The sequence below is a fragment of the Sphingorhabdus sp. genome, assembly GCF_041737645.1.
Lineage (GTDB): Bacteria > Pseudomonadota > Alphaproteobacteria > Sphingomonadales > Sphingomonadaceae > Sphingorhabdus_B.
This window is the reverse complement of sequence record NZ_JBGSRI010000033.1, coordinates 41,118-58,232: the sequence shown is the minus strand read 5'-3', so window position 1 is coordinate 58,232 and position 17,115 is coordinate 41,118. Positions and strand designations below refer to the sequence as shown.

The window sequence follows — 17,115 nt, the reverse complement described above, 5'->3', positions numbered from 1 at the left end:
GCATGTCGAAGCCTCATCCCATTAAAGTTGCAGCGCTCTATCGCTTTGCAAATTTTGAAAATCCGTCTGAATATCAGCCGCAAATTGCTGAACGGTGCGAATTGCACGGCATAAAGGGTACGATTTTGCTCGCACATGAAGGGATAAACGGCACCATAGCCGGTAACCCGAATGCTATTGATGATGTGGTGGCGTTTCTAAAGTCCCTTCCCGGCTGCGCTGATCTGGACGTTAAATTTTCCCACGCTGACATCATGCCATTCTATCGATTGAAGGTCCGGCTAAAGCGGGAAATTGTTACTATGGGTGTCGACGGCATTGATCCGAAGCGCGAGGTTGGTACCTATGTGCAACCTGCGGATTGGAATGCCCTGATCTCCGACCCCGACACCGTCTTAATTGACACGCGTAATGATTATGAAGTCGCGATCGGCACTTTTGAAGGGGCGGTTGATCCCCGAACCAAGTCCTTTCGCGATTTTCCGCAATGGTTCCGTGAAAATAGAGATAGCCTGTCAGAGGGCAAAACCAAATTCGCGATGTTTTGCACCGGCGGCATACGCTGCGAAAAATCGACTGCCTTTTTGAAGGCGGAAGGTATTGACGATGTTTTCCATCTTGAAGGCGGCATCTTGCGCTATCTTGAAACTATATCGGAACAAGATAGCAAATGGCACGGCGAATGCTTTGTTTTTGACGACCGGGTTTCGGTTAAGCACGGGCTTGAATTGGGCAGCAAGCAATTATGCCGCGCTTGCCGCCATCCGATATCAGACGAAGACAAGCAGTCGCCGTTTTTCGAAGAAGGCATATCCTGCCCGGCCTGTTATCATGTTCGGAGCGAGGAAGACCGCGACCGTTTCGCAGAACGCCAAAAGCAAATTGCCTTGGCGCGAAAAAGGGGACAGCGACACATTGGCGCCATCCTGAAACGCGATTGACCTTGGGCACCTTGCCCATCCTCTACAGCTTTCGCCGGTGCCCTTATGCGATGCGGGCGCGGATGGCCTTGGCGGTCAGCGGTTTGGCCTTAGAGTTGCGGGAGGTCGTCCTGCGTGACAAGCCGCCGGAGTTGCTTGCAATATCCCCTAAAGCCACTGTGCCGGTATTGGTAACCTGCGATGGCGAAGTGCTGGACGAAAGCCTCGATATCATGCATTGGGCGTTGGCACAAAATGACCCGCAAAACTGGCATTCCGATATCGACGGCGATTTGATTTCCGCGAATGACGGCCCTTTTAAGCAAGCGTTGGACCGCTACAAATATCCGCATCGTTATGGTCTCCCCGACGGTGAAACCTTTCGCGGTGAAGCATTGGTGCATTTGCAGCGGCTGAACCAAATATTGTTGGATAAACCCTATCTCGGCGGCGGATCGGTAAACCTTACGGACATCGCCATTTTCCCCTTTGTCCGACAATTTGCCGAGACCGACCGGCTCTGGTTTGAAGGCCAGCCCTTGAGCGGGATTAAAAAATGGCTGGATGGGCTCGAAAACTCGACGCTTTTTGAGACCATTATGCAACGTTACCCGCAGTGGAATACATCATCGCCGCAAATTTGCTTCCCATGATTATTTCATCAGGACAAGTTCTTCGGACATGCTGGGATGCAGCGCGACCGTGTCATCAAACGCTTGCTTGGTCAGCCCGGCCTTGACTGCGATCGCGGCGGCTTGCAGGATTTCGCCGCTATCCGGGCCGATTAAATGCAAGCCCACAACCTTGTCGGTTTCGCCATCAACAACCATTTTGTAGAGCGCCCGTTCGTTACGACCCGCCAACACGTTTTTCATCGCCCTGAAATCGCTGCGATACACCTTTACCTGTGACAAGGTTGCATTTGCTTCCTCCTCAGTGATCCCGACAGAAGCAATAGGAGGATTGCTGAACACCGCCGTCGGTATGCAGCTGTAATCTATTGTACGGGGCTCATTGCCAAAGACGCTATCAGCAAAGGCATGACCTTCCCGGATGGCAACCGGCGTCAATTGAACGCGATTGGTGACATCGCCGACTGCGTAAATGCTTGGAACATTCGTGCGATTGTCGCTTCCAACAATAACGGCCCCATTATTGTCCAGCGCCACGCCAGCCGTTTCCAATCCAAGGTTCTTGCTGTTGGGGTTGCGGCCGATGGCCCACATCAGCAAGTCGGTTTCAATCATGCCCGCGTCGCCGCCATCGATCAATATGCTGCCATCTTCCTGTTTTAGAGCACTTTTGAACGGAAAGTTCATCTGTATATCGATGCCTTTTTCCCGGCTTATTCCCACCAGCTTTTCAACGATTTCCTGATCATAACTGCGTAGCATCTTGTCGCCGCGCGTGACCAAGGTCACATCCACGCCCAGTTCGTTGAATATTCCAGCAAATTCATTGGCGATGTAACCAGCGCCCGCAATCACCGCTCGCTTGGGCAGTTCGGGTAAATGAAAAACTTCGTTCGATGTGATACCCAAATCCGCACCTGGAACATCGGGAATCGACGGCCATGCGCCTGTCGCAATCAAAATATATCTGGCAGAAATATCACGACCACCAGCAAGGCGGATGCTATTCGGCCCCGAAACTACTGCCCTTTCATGGAATATCTCGACATTATTGTTGGTAAATATCTCGCCATATAATCCTTCCAGCCGGTCGACCTCTGCAGCAACATTGTCGCGCAACGTCGGCCAGTCAAAACTCGCGCCTTCTGTGTTCCAGCCAAAGCGTTTGGCATCGGCCAAATCTTCGGCAAAGTGCGAACCATAGACCAGCAGCTTTTTCGGCACGCAGCCTCGTATGACGCAGGTACCTCCAATACGATATTCTTCGGCCACGGCGACACGAGCGCCGTGCGATGCGGAAATACGAGCCGCCCTGACGCCACCTGAACCAGCGCCGATTACAAACAGATCATAGTCATATTCTGCCATTATCTTATTCTTTCAGTTATGACCGGAATGTGGGGTTAAAGCGCGGTTAGACAAATCGATTATATGAGACACTATGATCGATTTCAGATGTCGCCGAGTGCAGCCTCTATTAAAGCTGTGGTCGATGGATCGAACCCGAGAGGACCATTTTCCCCGATATCCTTGGCAATCTGCTTACCCAACTCAACGCCAAACTGGTCGAACGGGTTTATGCCCAACAACACTGCATTGGCAAAAGTACGATGCTCGTAAAAAGCAATCAAAGCGCCCACGGTGGCTGGAGTCACGTCATCAAGTAAGAGTGTTGTCGAAGGCCGGTTGCCGACATAATTGCGCGCAAGATCGTCACTATGACGACCTGACATAAGTGCAGCACCCTGCGCGAAACAGTTAATAAGCAAGGCTTCATGGTGAGCAGGATCAAAGTCATGCCCCGGCGTTTTGCTCGCTATAAATTCGACAGGTATCAAGTGCGTACCCTGATGCAACAATTGGAACACTGCATGTTGGGCATCTGTTCCAACCCCTCCCCATGTCACAGGTGAGCTATGCCGGCCTAAAGGGGCGCCAGTGGCAGTTACCGATTTACCGTTCGATTCCATTTCCAATTGCTGGAGATAATCAGGCAATAATCGCAAGCGTTCGTCATAAGCAAAAACTGCGCGGGTTTCGCTAGACTTGCATTGTGAATAAAAAAGATCGGTAAATGCCGCTAATGTCGGTGCGTTTTCTAAAGTTGGGGCATTGCGGAAATGCCTGTCCATTGTGGCTGCGCCTTCCAGCAACTCTTCAAACGCAGCCCAGCCAAGCCCTAGTGCGACCGGGAATCCTATCGAACACCAAAGCGAATATCGCCCGCCAACCGCTTCGTTGAAGGGTAGAATGCGGCTTTCATCAATGCCCCATGCCATTGCTTTTTCAGGATATGCCGTCAATGCGACGAATTGGGCCTGTGGGTCGGCCACGCCGCCACGTTGCATCCATTCCATCGCGCTTGTTGCGTTCAACAACGTTTCGGTTGTTGTGAATGTCTTAGATGCCACAGCAACGATAGTTTTGTGCGGATCCATGTCGTGCGTGGCTTCAGCAAGGGCGGCGCCATCCACGTTGGATACAACTTTCACATCATATCGCGCATCTTCGCGCCCCAATGCGTCAATCAACAGCTTAGGCCCAAGTGCCGAACCACCAATTCCGATATGCAAAACATGTTTGATTTCGCCAAAGGCGCCTGCCTCAATTGCGTCGATTAAACTGCGCAGCCGGTTTTGCAATTTCTTGGCATGGGCGACGGCTTCAGCATTTCCTGATCCCCGTTCTGCCGTATGTTCAGCGGCGCGCCCTTCTGTGGGATTTACAATAGCACCCGTAAACAAGGCTTCTTTCTGAGCGGCGAGACCGGCTGCGATTGCCATTTCTGAAAAGCCGGAAAGCAAGGTGTCGTCGAGATGCGTTTTTGACAGATCAAAGCGAATACCAGCAAGTTCTATTGTTAGTTTTTCAACTCTTCGGGCGTCCTTTTCGAACAGGGAAATCAGCGTTTGATTTTCATATCTCTCAAGCGCGTCCCAATTGCTGTTCGTCATTCGCTTTTTCCCATCATTCAGTTGAAAGAATCTCGGTACTGGCCAATAGCGCGGCTTGCTATTAGAAGACCAGTTATTCCGTCAGTAACTGACAGCTAATTTGCGAGTTTTTGTGACATCAACCACCGAACAGCCTGAATCTGGTAACGCCGCTACGAATACGCTACACATTTCCAGCAAGTCCCCGTCCGAATGGCGTGATTACGGCGCATTTCTGCTCAAACTTGCTTTATTTGTTTTCATTTTGCGTAGTTTCATCGTTTCGCCGTTCAACATTCCATCTGAATCGATGCAGCCGCGGCTGTTGATCGGGGACTATTTGCTGGTGGCAAAATGGCCATATGGATATTCCAAATATAGCTTACCTTTTTCCCTCCCGATCATACCGGGTAGAATATTTGCAACGCAGCCTGAACGCGGCGACGTCGTTGTATTTAAGGCGCCACCTTCCTTAAAAGACGACTACATAAAGCGGGTGATCGGGTTGCCGGGCGATGTGATCCAAATGCGAAATGGAGTTTTGGAAATTAACGGCGTTGCGGTCCAAAAAGAGCGGATCGCCGATCTTGTCATTCCGGTTTCAGACAATATGAAAGATGCAGCGGCACTGGATGGTTCTCCTTTTCCATGTTGGCGTCCGGATTTTGAAGAGCCTTCGAAATCTGGTGGAACACAATGTCGCTATCCACGTTATAGCGAAACATTACCGGGAGGCCGGTCTTACCAAATTCTTGATCTTGAGTCGGGCTTGCCTGGTGACGACACAGAAGCTTTTGTGATTGGCGAAGGCCAAATGTTCCTTATGGGCGACAATCGGGATCGCAGCGCGGATAGCCGCTTTCCAGCTGACGGCAAGGCAATCGGGATCGTGAACCAGGAATATCTGGTCGGACGTGCGCTGGTTAGTGTTTTTTCGACCGATGGATCTGCACGGCTTTTGCTGCCTTGGACATGGTTCAGTGCCGCGCGGCCGGAACGAATGGGGCAAAGCTTTTGACCGAAGTCTCTCAAGAACAGTGGCTAACGGAATTACTTCCGGTTAGTCCCAATGACCTCGAGATATACAATCGGGCATTAACGCACGGCAGTACCGGCCAACCTGATTACCAGCGACAGGAATTTTTAGGGGACCGCATTTTGGGGCTGGTAATTGCGGATATACTTTATCATCGCTTTGAATCAGAAGCCGAAGGCAGGTTGTCACATCGGCTCAACGCCCTTGTGTCAGGTTCAACCTGTGCCGAAATCGCACGCCAGATCGAACTTTTTTCTTATATAAAATTGGGAAAACAGGCGCGCGATGACGTCGCACAGCAAAGTGACAATGTGCTCGGCGACGCGATGGAGGCGCTCATCGGAGCGCTTTATCTCGATCATGGGCTTGATGCGGCGCGCGTGTTTATCGAACGCCTCTGGGGGCCTTTAATCGAAACTGCAAATGGTGCGCCGAAGCACCCAAAATCGTCACTTCAGGAATGGTGCGCCGCCAATGGTCGCAAAGTTCCAGATTATCAGATCACCAAAAAGGAAGGCCCACCACACGCCATGCGCTTTGAAATTACAGTCACGGTCAAGGGTTTTGATCCAGTAAGTGCGTCGGCCAACAGCAAACAAGCGGCCGAAACGGCTGCGGCTCTCGCATTTCTTGAGGCCTATGCATGACCAAAAAATGTGGTCATGTCGCCATAATCGGCGCTCCTAATGCCGGTAAATCGACTCTGGTAAACGCTCTCGTCGGGCAGAAAATCGCAATCGTCAGCCCCAAAGCGCAAACGACCAGGACACGGATGCTGGGCGTCGCTTTAGAAGGCGAAACCCAGATAATACTGGTCGATACTCCGGGTATTTTTGCAGCGCAGCGTCGTCTTGATCGGGCAATGGTCGCCGCCGCATGGGACGGTGCGGGAGATGCGGACTTAATCGCTTTGATTGTCGACGGGCGCGCGGGCGCTGGTCCAAAAGTTGAAAAAATACTGGAAGGCGTCAAGAACCGCCCTGAACGTAAATGGCTGGTGCTTAATAAGGTCGATATTTCAGCCAAGGAAAAACTGCTGTCGCTGACTTCAAAAATCACGGATATTTGTGATTTTGAACAGATTTACTACATCAGTGCTGCGACGGGCGACGGCTTGGTCGAGTTCAAGACGGCGCTGGCGGATGCCATGCCGGAAGGTGAATGGCACTTCCCTGAAGATCAGGTTTCGGATGCAACCGATCGCCTAATCGCCTCGGAGATTACGCGCGAGCAACTCTATTTGCAGCTTCATGAAGAATTGCCTTACGCGAGCGCGGTCGAGACCGAGAAATATCTGGAACGCGACGATGGCTCGCTGGAAATCCATCAGCAAATTTTGGTCGCCCGCCCTACACAAAGAGCAATTGTGCTGGGTAAGGGAGGTACGCGGATCAAGGCTATTGGCGAAGCAGCACGCACCGAATTGGCAAAGCTAATGGGCGTGCGCGTGCATCTTTACTTGCACGTCAAGGTACACGCGAAATGGGATGAAGACCGCAGCATCTACCGCGACATCGGGCTGGAATGGGTGGAATAGCGCCCACAATGCTATTGCATCATTCGACCTTCTTCACCTTTTTTGCGGGCGCTTTTTTCTTGGGCGCGGCCTTTTTGGGTGCAGTCTTTTTCTTTGGCTTACCCTTTGACGGCATCGCGGCCCGGGCATCGATTAACTGCGCGGCTTCTTCCAAAGTCAGAGCATCAGATGCAACTGATTTTGGCAATGTTGCATTGGTGGTTCCATCGGTCACATAGGGACCAAAGCGCCCTTCCATCAACTTGATTTCCAACTCGGTACGCGGATGCTTGCCCAGTTCTTTCAGCGGGGCACGCGCCGCCCCGCGTCCGCGACCCGGGTTGGCCGCGGCCTCCGCCAGCTTGACTACGGCACTGTTCATGCCTGTTTCAAAAACTTCCGCCGTCGAAGATAAACGTGCATATTTGCCAGCATGAACGAGATAAGGGCCATAACGTCCGATTGCAGCCGAGACAGGCTCACCGCTCTCCGGATGAAGGCCTACAATGCGCGGAAGCGAGAGCAGCTTTATTGCCCATTCGAGGCCGAAATCCTCGCTCGGGACATCTTTGGGGATCGACGCGCGTTTTGCTTCTTTTCCCTCGCCCATTTCAACATAAGGGCCAAACCGGCCTGACTTGCGGCTTATTTCCAATTCGGATTCGGGGTGTACCCCAAGAACTTCCGGGCCAGTGTCTTCACCATTTTCGCCGCCGGGCTGTGCAAATTTCCTTGTGTATTTACATTCTGGATAGTTCGAACAGGCCACAAAAGCGCCGAAGCGCCCGCCGCGCAGCGCCAGTTTGCCTTCGCCGCATTTGGGGCAAAGGCGCGGGTCGCTACCGTCTTCACGTTCGGGGAAGAGATAGGGCGACAGGAATTGGTCCAGTTCGGCAGTTATGTCAGACGGTTTCAAGTCCATGATTTCAACCGTCTTGGGTTTGAAATCACGCCAAAAACTCTCAAGAAAAGCCTGCCATTGCGCGCGACCACCGCTGATATCGTCAAGCTGGTCTTCTAACCCTGCGGTATAGTCATAAGCGACGTAACGTTCGAAAAACCGTTCGAGAAATGCCGTTAATAGACGCCCTGATTCCTCTGCAAACAAACGATTTTTTTCAACGCGGACATAAGCGCGGTCTTTAAGGACCTGTATAGTCGAAGCATAAGTGGAAGGCCGGCCAATGCCCAACTCTTCAAGCCGTTTTACCAACGTGGCTTCGGAAAATCGGGGTGGTGGCTGGGTAAAATGCTGGGTCTTATCGACCGCGTGTTTTGCAGGAGAATCACCGACGGCCATCGGAGGCAAGATGGCGCTGTCTTCGCCCTCGCTATCATCGAGCCCTTCTTCATAAACCGCCAGAAATCCTGGAAATTTCATAACTTGCCCGGTCGCCCGCAACCCCGTTTGACCAGTGCCGTCGAGCAGATCGACCGTCGTCCGTTCCATTCTGGCCGATGCCATCTGGCTGGCCATCGCGCGCTTGTATATCAAGTCATACAAACGGCCGTGGTCCCCGGAACCTGCTTTGTCTTTTGTAAAATCTGTGGGTCGGATCGCTTCATGCGCTTCTTGCGCGTTCTTTGCCTTGGTCTGATAGACGCGTGGCTTTTCAGGTAAATAGCCACTATCAAAACGGTCTGAGATGGTTTTGCGCGCGGCTGAAATCGCGCTGCCATCCATTTGCACGCCGTCGGTACGCATATATGTAATCGCACCGTCTTCATAAAGGCCTTGCGCGACTCTCATCGTATGACTGGCCGAAAATCCGAGCTTGCGCGCAGCTTCCTGTTGTAATGTAGAGGTCGTAAATGGCGGTTGCGGATTACGCGTAACCGGTTTCGTCTCGACACTATCGATCACGAAATTTCCGGTTTCAGCCGCCAGCCGCGCAGTTTCTGCCTGCACTTCGGTTTTAAGGTCCATCTTGTCTAGCTTGGTACCTAAATGCCGGATCAAACGTGCTTCGAACTTTTGACCTTTGTGTTCCATACTGGCCTTTACGGACCAATATTCCTGTGCCTTGAATGCTTCGATTTCCCTGTCGCGTTCGACGATCAGGCGCAAAGCTACGGATTGAACGCGACCAGCCGATTTTGCCCCAGGTAATTTGCGCCACAGAATTGGCGAAAGCGTGAAACCAACCAGATAATCAAGCGCCCGGCGCGCGCGATAGGCATCGATTAGATCGATATCCAGTTCACGCGGGTTTTTCATGGCCTCTGTCACTGCCGCTTTCGTAATTGCATTAAACGTGACCCGACCGACATTTTTGGGAAGCGCCTTTTTATGAGCGAGCACTTCCTGCACGTGCCAGCTAATCGCCTCGCCTTCACGGTCAGGGTCGGTCGCGAGTATGAGGCCATCGGCTTTTTTGGCTTCGTCGGTAATTGCTTTAAGCTGCTTGGCCTTGTCAGCATAATTGTCCCACAGCATTTCAAAGCCATTTTCAGGGTCAACCGACCCGTCTTTGGGCGGCAGATCCCTAATGTGACCATAAGATGCCAGCACCTTAAATCCGGGGCCCAAATATTTCTCGATTGTCTTGGCTTTTGCAGGTGATTCAACAATGACTAATTGCATGATATTTTGAACTTTTCTAAAATCTCTCGCGTACGCGTATAGGCTGATGGGGTTAATGGGGTGCAGTCAACCCTTAAAATTCATGCCGCTAACCGAACTTTTCCGCCAGCGCCACGCTCCAATTTGCCTGCAAGTTCCATCTCGAGTAGGACCATTTGGACGATTGACTGGCTGCTGCCCGATTGCCTAACCAATTCATCCACTGACACATAAGTCATTCCCATAAGATTGATGACAGACTGACGATCTGGTCCTTCTTCTTCATGACCCGGTTCCATTTTCGGGGTCTGTCTGAAAACTTGGCGAACCATTTGTGCGTCCATCGGACGAAGCAGTTCTGCGATATCGAAAGCATTCTGAACCAGTGTCGCGCCCTCCCGGATAAGTTGATTGCATCCGTGTGAGCGCGGATCAAGGGGTGATCCGGGAACTGCCATAACCTCCCTGCCCGCCTCTGCGGCCAGACGGGCAGTGATGAGTGAGCCGGATTTAGGCGCGGCTTCAATCACCACGGTTCCGGAAGCCAATCCTGCTATAATCCGGTTCCGGTACGGGAAATGACGCGCGCGTGGTTCGGTTACCGGGGGTTGTTCAGCAATCAACAACCCGCGCTCAGCAATCGCATCCTGTAAATCACGATTTTCGGGAGGATAAGCCACGTCAATACTGCCTGCAATAACTGCAACAGTTCCGCTATTGATCGATCCAATATGTGTTGCTGTATCGATACCCCGTGCCAGCCCTGATACAACCGAAAAGCCAGCCTGACCCAATTCAAATGCCAGTGTCCGTGCAAAGCGGCAGGCCCCGGCAGAGGCATTTCGCGCACCTACCATTGCTACTGTCGGTCGATCCAACAACCCGATTTGACCGCGCACGGTTATGACGGGCGGGGCATTGTCAAGATGGGTGAGCAGGTTGGGATAGTCCGCATCTTCGATAAAAATATAACGTGCACCCAAAGCCGCAACCGCAGCCATTTCGCGTTCAATCAAAGCCGGTTCCGCAAGTTCCACACGGTTTCCACCACCTCGAATTACAAGGTCAGGTAAAGCTTCCAGTGCCCCGCTTGCGTCGCCGAAACGTGCTTTTAGCTGCCTATAGGTTACCGGACCGATGTTCGGCGAACGGATAAGGCGCAGTCGATCAAACGGGTTATTACCTGATGGCATATTTCAGGCTCAGGCTTTGCTTTTTCCGATTTTGGGCTCGGTTCCATTGATGATATTTTTGATATTTGCTTGATGCTTCCAGAAAATAATCCCCGAACAAGCGCTAAGTAACGGCACCAAGTCATAACGACCGAAATAGGCCGCAGCGATTGGGGCAATCAACGCAGCCAGCAAACCACCCACTGAAGAAATCCTGAATATCAGCAACGCTCCGACCCAGGCAACCGCGTAAACAACGCCACCTTGCCAAAAAAGTCCGAACAATATCCCAGCATAAGTGGCGACGCCCTTGCCGCCTTTGAAATTTAACCACACCGGATAAAGATGTCCGAAAAATGCCCCGGCTGCAGCAAAGGTTATGGCACCGGGCAGAAAAAGCTGCGCTAACGAAACTGCGACAAAGCCCTTCAACAAATCAAGCAGCAAGGTTAGAGCGGCAAGGCCCTTACGCCCCGTCCGAAGCACGTTTGTTGCACCTATATTGCCTGAACCTATGTCGCGAATATCACCACCACCCGCAGCTTTTGTCAGCAGCAATCCAAATGGAATTGAACCGAGCAAATAGCCCATAATCAATGCCGGGATAATTTGGAGCCAAATGGCCATCATCGAACGAATCCTCTAACTGTCTGTATTATGTAGCTGTTTTGTTCTGGCTGCTCAAGTCAGCTTGGCTTGCGTTAAGCAGACGGTGCAGATATCAATTCTTGATGATGTCTAATGACCCCGCAGCTCCGCTTTTGTTTTTTGATTCCGGAATTGGCGGTCTGTCGGTGGTAAATGAAGTAAGGCGTTCATTACCCAACGCACCATTGGTATATGCCGCCGACTATGCAGGCTTGCCATATGGTACAAAAAGCGAAGTCGAAATCATGGCTCGGGTGCCGGCGTTGCTGGGTCGTTTAGTCGAACGATATCGTCCGCGCCTGGTTACCATAGCGTGCAACACAGCATGCACCATCGCTCTGTCTCATGTTCGCGCAGCCTTGGATGTTCCCGTGGTGGGAACGGTACCCGCGATCAAACCAGCTGCAGAGTCCACCCGGACAGGCGTTATCGGATTATTGGGAACTGCTGCAACTATCCGGCAAAGCTATGTTGATCGGCTGCAAACGGCCCATGCGCCGGGTATGATACTGTTACGTCACGCCGCGCCTGAGCTTGTGCACGCTGCTGAAGCCAAGCTTCGTGGGGAGGCCGTAGATCCGCAGATCTATAAAGATGCAATGCGAGGTCTGACCAATCATCCAGATGGCGACAGTCTCGATGTGACGGTATTGGGCTGCACCCATTTCCCGCTGGTGCAAGACGAGCTTGCCGTCGCTGCGCCTAATATGCGGTTTGTCGACGGTGCGGCGGGCATTGCACGGCGGATATGTCACTTAACCGCTGGCCAGTTATGGCCAAATGAGGGAATCGAAGGGGTTTTTGTTAGTACTGGCCCAATCGCAGAACTTGAAAGTTTACGCCCCGCGCTTGCAACATATGGTTTGACGCAGATCAAATCGCTTTGACCTAAACCGTGTCATGTAGGCAACTGTATCGACGGTTATTGCAAGTCGTTCGCGCTGGATTTTTCTATTTCCGGTGATTAAAGGCGATTAAATGCTGCTTCGGCAGGCCAAATCGGGGTTTATGTTCCGTGAATTATGACGTAGTTTTTGACAAAGCAATTGACCGCCTTCATGCCGAGGGCCGTTATCGTGTTTTCATCGACATTTTACGCAACAAGGGATCTTATCCCAATGCGCGTTGTTTTGCCGGTCATAACGGGCCAAAGCCGATAACCGTTTGGTGTTCCAACGATTATTTGTGCATGGGCCAGCATCCAAAAGTGATCAATGCGATGGAAGAAGCATTGCACGATGTCGGCGCGGGATCTGGCGGAACACGTAATATCGGCGGCAACACGCATTATCACATTGAACTGGAAACTGAACTTGCTGACCTGCACGGCAAGGACGGCGCATTGCTGTTTACATCCGGCTATGTATCGAACGATGCGACTTTATCGACGCTGGCCAAGGTTTTACCCGGTTGCATTATTTATTCCGACGAATTGAACCACGCATCAATGATAGCCGGTATCCGCAACGCAGGTTGCGAAAAGCGTGTTTGGCGCCACAATGATCTGGCCCATCTCGAAGAGTTGCTGGCCGCAGATGACCCAGAAGCGCCCAAGCTTATTGCATTTGAAAGCGTTTATTCGATGGACGGCGACGTCGCGCCAATATCTGGGGTTTGCGATCTGGCGGACAAATATAACGCCCTTACTTATTGTGATGAGGTTCATGCGGTTGGCATGTACGGCGCGCGTGGCGGCGGCATAACCGAGCGGGATGGTGTAGCGGACCGGGTAACTATCATCGAAGGCACTTTGGGCAAAGCTTTTGGCGTTATGGGTGGCTACATCGCGGCGGACCAGAAAATCGTTGATGTCATCCGCAGCTATGCGCCCGGATTTATTTTCACGACGTCACTGTCACCAGTGTTGGTCGCTGGTGTGCTGGCCGCCGTTAAACACTTGAAGGCATCAAGCGAAGAACGCGATGCACAACAGGCTAATGCGGCCTTGCTGAAGTCACTATTCGCGGATGCTGGCCTGCCGGTCATGATGAGCAACACGCACATCGTGCCGCTAATGGTCGGCGATCCGGTAAAAGCCAAGAGGATTAGCGATACCCTGTTAGCGGAATATGGCGTTTATGTTCAGCCAATTAACTATCCTACCGTTCCGCGTGGGACCGAGCGTTTACGATTCACGCCTGGGCCGAACCATGACGAAAATATGATGCGTGAGTTGACCGACGCGTTGGTCGAAATTTGGGAACGGTTTGAATTGCGCGAAGCCAAAGCCGCTTAGATCAGGACATTAGGCAATCATCTTCACAAAAGTGTCTCTGTCGACATTTCCGCCAGATAGCGTAATGGCGGTAACAGGTTTTACGTCAACCTTGCCCGCCAAAACCGCAGCAAGCGCTACTGCTCCGCCCGGTTCGACCACGACATGCAGTTTTTCAAACGCCAAACGCATGGCTGCGGCAACTTCTTGAGTGCTAACTGTCACCCCCTTTGAAACGCGCTTCTGCAAAATTTCAAAATTGATTGGATAGGTTTGCGGCGTTTGTAGCGCGTCGCACATCGTGGGGTGGGTAACATCTTGTACAGATAATATTTTGCCCGCATCCAAAGAGCGGATTATATCATCCCAACCTTCGGGTTCGACAATGATAATCTCGGCATCAGGGCAAGCTAGCGATAATCCAGCGGACAATCCGCCGCCGCCGCAGCAAGCCACTATCTGATCGGGGTCACCTAAGCCTCTTTCTTTCAGCTGCTCGTTAATTTCTATACCCGCAGTACCTTGACCTTCTATAACCCAGGGGTCGCCAAAAGCGTGAACTAATGTTCCTCCGCTTTCGTCAATCAATCGCGCAGCTATTAAGTCACGCGATTCAGTCGCCCTGTCATAAAGAACGACTTTGGCCCCAAGCGCTCGTGTCGCTTGTAATTTAATCTGTGGCGCATTTGACGGCATGACGATTGTAGCGCTGATTCCGAGGCGATTTGCCGCCCATGCGACACCTTGCGCATGATTGCCACTTGATACCCCGACGACCCCTTTGGTGCGTTGGACTTTCGTCATGTCAGTTAACCTGTGCCACGCCCCCCGGATCTTAAATGCCCCGATGGGCTGCAGCATCTCCGCCTTGCACCAGATCGTAGTCCCATCAACTTCCAGCGGCAGGAGAGGCGTTTGTGGAAGAATTTCTGTAACTTTCGACATCGCGCGCAAAACCCCATCGCGCGATGGTTGACGATTGGGCGAGAGCAATTCTTGTCCTGTCATAAAAGACCCTTATATGCGTGCGCTAACGAATCCCTGATAAAAGGAACGGGTAAATGAGCAAGGTGTTGGTAATTGGTGCAGGCGGGGTCGGTTCGGTGGCTGTCCATAAGATGGCTATGAACCCCGAAATATTCAGCCATATCAGCCTTGCAAGCCGGACCAAATCCAAATGCGATGCCATCGCCGCGTCCGTGAAAGGCCGTACAGGAGTTGCTGTCGATACCTATGGTCTTGATGCGGATGATGTTCCTGCAACCACCGCGATGCTGAACTCGATCAAGCCCGAATTGGTCGTGAACCTTGCCCTTCCTTATCAGGACCTCAATATCATGGAGGCCTGCCTGGCCGCCGGCGTTCATTATATAGACACAGCCAATTATGAACCACTGGACGTCGCCAAATTCGAATATCACTGGCAATGGGCGTATCATGACCGTTTCAAGAACGCTGGCTTAACGGCGCTGCTCGGGTCGGGCTTCGACCCCGGTGTTACCAGCGTCTTTACCACCTATCTGAAAAAGCACCATTTCGATCGTGTCGACACGCTCGACATATTGGATTGCAATGGCGGTGACCATGGCCAGGCTTTTGCCACCAATTTCAATCCTGAAATCAATATCCGCGAAGTCACGGCAGTAGCCAGGCATTGGGAAAATGGCGATTGGGTGGAAACGCCGCCCATGTCGGTCAAGCAATCTTTCGACTTCGAAGCAGTCGGCCCGAAAAACATGTACCTCATGTATCATGAGGAAATTGAAAGCCTGAAAACCCACTTGCCCGAGATAAAGCGCATCCGTTTTTGGATGACCTTCGGCGATGCTTACATCACACACCTCAATGTCCTCCAGGCCGTTGGTATGACGCGGATTGATCCTGTCATGTACGAAGGCAAGCAAATCATTCCGCTGCAATTCCTGAAAGCAGTGCTTCCCGAGCCAGCCAGCCTTGGCCCAACGACGAAGGGCAAGACCAACATCGGTTGCATCGCGACCGGTATAGGCAAGGATGGCCTCGAAAAGACGCTCTACATCTACAATATTTGCGACCATGAGGACGCCTATGCCGAAACTGGCAATCAGGCGGTCAGCTACACGACAGGTGTACCGGCGATGATCGGTGCGGCAATGCTTGTGACGGGTAAATGGGCGGGCGCTGGCGTCTGGAATATCGAACAGTTCGATCCCGATCCATTCATGGACATGCTGAATGCACAGGGCCTGCCTTGGCAGGTGAAGGAACTCGACGGACCTTTGCAGTTCTGATGGAAACCAAAGCAGGCGATCCCGGGGCATTTGTCCGATTTGATCTTAACCGCGTTCCCTCGCCCGCCTTCGTGGTGGATGAGGTTGCAATACGGCGTAACCTTGCGATCCTCGCTGACGTTAAGCAGCGTTCCGGCGCGAAAGTGCTGTGCGCGATGAAAGCGTTTTCGATGTGGAGCCTCGCACCGATGATCGGCGAGTATCTCGATGGCGTTTGCAGCTCGGGCCTATGGGAATCGCGATTGGCACGTGATTACTACAAGGGCGAAATCGCGACTTATTGTGCGGGCTACAAAGAGGCCGACATGGCCGAAATTGTTGCGATTTCTGACCATGTTGTTTTCAACAGCCCGGGCCAACATCGCCGTTTTGCCTCTTTCTTGAACGGCATTGTCGATGTTGGTCTGAGGATCAATCCCGAACATGCCGAGGGGGAAGTAGCAAAATATGATCCTTGCTCGCCTGTTTCACGGCTGGGCTTTCCGGTTAGTCAGTTGAAAGCAGAGCATGTGGACGGCTTGTCCGGCCTGCATTTTCACACATTGTGCGAACAGGACTTTATACCGCTGCGGCGAACATGGGAATCGCTCAGGCCTAAAATCGAGCCTTATTTCGGTCAGCTAAACTGGCTCAATTTTGGCGGCGGCCACCATATTACTCGTGCCGATTACCAGCGTGACGAGTTAGTCGGGTTCATCCAATCTGTCCGCGCAGAAACAGGCCTCGAAATCTATCTCGAACCCGGTGAGGCCATCGCGCTCGATGCAGGCATCTTGGTGGGTGAGTTGCTCGACGTATTTGATAACGCTATGCCGGTGGCGATTACTGACATCAGCGCCACATGCCATATGCCCGACGTTATCGAAGCCCCCTACCGACCCGCGATGCTCGGCGAGCGCGCAGATGGCCCTGCAGTGCGCCTTGGCGGCCCTTCATGCCTCGCAGGCGACGTGATCGGCGACTACCGCATGCCTGTCGCAGCCGAGCCCGGTGCGCGATTCGCTTTTCTCGATCAGGCGCATTATTCGATGGTCAAAACCAACACCTTCAATGGCGTACCACTCCCTTCGATTTGGCTGTGGAATAGCGAAACTGACGCCCTCCATTGCGTGAAATCGTTCGAATGGACCGAATTCCGCGACCGGCTGAGTTAAGTCATAAAAATGTAATAAATGGTTCGATTTTTTCTTTACAACTTTGACCCCTGCCC

At 52.2% G+C, this 17,115-nt stretch carries 15 protein-coding genes; 9 read left to right on the top strand and 6 right to left on the bottom strand.

The annotated features are described in order from the left end of the window. Positions 1-2: 2 nt before the first annotated feature. Complete coding sequence (locus ACEW72_RS04235) at positions 3-941, top strand: rhodanese-related sulfurtransferase (RefSeq protein ID WP_373475129.1); 939 nt, start codon at positions 3-5, stop codon at positions 939-941. Next, the gene (locus tag ACEW72_RS04230; RefSeq protein WP_373475128.1) at positions 938-1,573 is read left to right on the top strand and encodes a glutathione S-transferase; all 636 of its coding nucleotides are present in this window, start codon (positions 938-940) and stop codon (positions 1,571-1,573) included. The genes ACEW72_RS04235 and ACEW72_RS04230 overlap by 4 nt, the downstream gene beginning before the upstream one ends. Here the strand turns inward: ACEW72_RS04230 and gorA are convergent, their stop codons facing one another. Continuing rightward, positions 1,574-2,920 carry a glutathione-disulfide reductase gene (gene gorA / locus ACEW72_RS04225; RefSeq protein WP_373475127.1) on the bottom strand — a complete coding sequence of 449 codons (1,347 nt, stop codon included), beginning with the start codon at positions 2,918-2,920 and terminating at the stop codon, positions 1,574-1,576. Positions 2,921-3,003: 83 nt separating this feature from the next. Further along, positions 3,004-4,506: a glucose-6-phosphate isomerase gene (gene pgi / locus ACEW72_RS04220; protein ID WP_373475126.1), complete on the bottom strand. Its 1,503-nt coding sequence runs from the start codon at positions 4,504-4,506 to the stop codon at positions 3,004-3,006. A 169-nt stretch (positions 4,507-4,675) separates the two neighbouring features. Between pgi and lepB the strand changes: the two genes are divergently transcribed. The 3 genes from lepB to era are packed head-to-tail and all read left to right on the top strand — an operon-like array spanning position 4,676 to position 7,058. Then, entirely contained in the window at positions 4,676-5,503 is an 828-nt protein-coding gene (lepB, locus tag ACEW72_RS04215; protein WP_373475218.1) for a signal peptidase I, read from the top strand. Then, positions 5,500-6,168: a ribonuclease III gene (gene rnc, locus ACEW72_RS04210; protein ID WP_373475125.1), complete on the top strand. Its 669-nt coding sequence runs from the start codon at positions 5,500-5,502 to the stop codon at positions 6,166-6,168. The genes lepB and rnc overlap by 4 nt, the downstream gene beginning before the upstream one ends. After that, positions 6,165-7,058, top strand: a complete 894-nt coding sequence (gene era, locus ACEW72_RS04205; RefSeq protein ID WP_373475124.1) for a GTPase Era — start codon at positions 6,165-6,167, stop codon at positions 7,056-7,058. The genes rnc and era overlap by 4 nt, the downstream gene beginning before the upstream one ends. Positions 7,059-7,077: 19 nt before the next feature. Here era and topA read toward each other — a convergent pair whose 3' ends face one another. The 3 genes from topA to plsY all read right to left on the bottom strand — a co-directional run bounded on the left by topA (position 7,078) and on the right by plsY (position 11,402). Further along, a complete protein-coding gene (gene topA / locus ACEW72_RS04200; RefSeq protein WP_373475123.1) occupies positions 7,078-9,621 on the bottom strand; it encodes a type I DNA topoisomerase in 2,544 nt (847 codons plus the stop codon). Positions 9,622-9,701: 80 nt separating this feature from the next. Further along, entirely contained in the window at positions 9,702-10,793 is a 1,092-nt protein-coding gene (gene dprA, locus ACEW72_RS04195; protein WP_373475122.1) for a DNA-processing protein DprA, read from the bottom strand. A gap of 9 nt (positions 10,794-10,802) precedes the next feature. Next, positions 10,803-11,402: a glycerol-3-phosphate 1-O-acyltransferase PlsY gene (gene plsY / locus ACEW72_RS04190; protein ID WP_373475121.1), complete on the bottom strand. Its 600-nt coding sequence runs from the start codon at positions 11,400-11,402 to the stop codon at positions 10,803-10,805. Positions 11,403-11,506: 104 nt separating this feature from the next. Between plsY and murI the strand changes: the two genes are divergently transcribed. Next, a complete protein-coding gene (gene murI / locus ACEW72_RS04185; protein WP_373475217.1) occupies positions 11,507-12,307 on the top strand; it encodes a glutamate racemase in 801 nt (266 codons plus the stop codon). A 128-nt stretch (positions 12,308-12,435) separates the two neighbouring features. Then, on the top strand, positions 12,436-13,656 hold the full coding sequence (gene hemA, locus ACEW72_RS04180; protein ID WP_373475120.1) for a 5-aminolevulinate synthase: 1,221 nt from the start codon (positions 12,436-12,438) through the stop codon (positions 13,654-13,656). 9 nt (positions 13,657-13,665) lie between these two features. Here the strand turns inward: hemA and ACEW72_RS04175 are convergent, their stop codons facing one another. After that, a complete protein-coding gene (locus ACEW72_RS04175) occupies positions 13,666-14,643 on the bottom strand; it encodes a threonine/serine dehydratase (protein WP_373475119.1) in 978 nt (325 codons plus the stop codon). Between the two features lie 53 nt (positions 14,644-14,696). Between ACEW72_RS04175 and ACEW72_RS04170 the strand changes: the two genes are divergently transcribed. Together ACEW72_RS04170 and ACEW72_RS04165 are read left to right on the top strand one after the other, a co-directional pair. Beyond that, complete coding sequence (locus tag ACEW72_RS04170) at positions 14,697-15,905, top strand: saccharopine dehydrogenase family protein (protein ID WP_373475118.1); 1,209 nt, start codon at positions 14,697-14,699, stop codon at positions 15,903-15,905. Then, positions 15,905-17,059 carry a carboxynorspermidine decarboxylase gene (locus ACEW72_RS04165; RefSeq protein WP_373475117.1) on the top strand — a complete coding sequence of 385 codons (1,155 nt, stop codon included), beginning with the start codon at positions 15,905-15,907 and terminating at the stop codon, positions 17,057-17,059. Before ACEW72_RS04170 ends, ACEW72_RS04165 begins: the two co-directional genes overlap by 1 nt. Positions 17,060-17,115: the final 56 nt, after the last annotated feature.

Bases quoted from the DNA above. Each gene is read 5' to 3' on its own strand.
- dprA (WP_373475122.1), bottom strand. From the start codon at position 10,793: ATGCCATCAGGTAATAACCCGTTTGATCGACTGCGCCTTATCCGTTCG.
- topA (WP_373475123.1), bottom strand. From the start codon at position 9,621: ATGCAATTAGTCATTGTTGAATCACCTGCAAAAGCCAAGACAATCGAG.
- ACEW72_RS04175 (WP_373475119.1), bottom strand. From the start codon at position 14,643: ATGACAGGACAAGAATTGCTCTCGCCCAATCGTCAACCATCGCGCGAT.
- era (WP_373475124.1), top strand. From the start codon at position 6,165: ATGACCAAAAAATGTGGTCATGTCGCCATAATCGGCGCTCCTAATGCC.
- ACEW72_RS04165 (WP_373475117.1), top strand. From the start codon at position 15,905: ATGGAAACCAAAGCAGGCGATCCCGGGGCATTTGTCCGATTTGATCTT.
- pgi (WP_373475126.1), bottom strand. From the start codon at position 4,506: ATGACGAACAGCAATTGGGACGCGCTTGAGAGATATGAAAATCAAACG.
- gorA (WP_373475127.1), bottom strand. From the start codon at position 2,920: ATGGCAGAATATGACTATGATCTGTTTGTAATCGGCGCTGGTTCAGGT.
- plsY (WP_373475121.1), bottom strand. From the start codon at position 11,402: ATGATGGCCATTTGGCTCCAAATTATCCCGGCATTGATTATGGGCTAT.
- ACEW72_RS04170 (WP_373475118.1), top strand. From the start codon at position 14,697: ATGAGCAAGGTGTTGGTAATTGGTGCAGGCGGGGTCGGTTCGGTGGCT.
- murI (WP_373475217.1), top strand. From the start codon at position 11,507: ATGTCTAATGACCCCGCAGCTCCGCTTTTGTTTTTTGATTCCGGAATT.
- ACEW72_RS04235 (WP_373475129.1), top strand. From the start codon at position 3: ATGTCGAAGCCTCATCCCATTAAAGTTGCAGCGCTCTATCGCTTTGCA.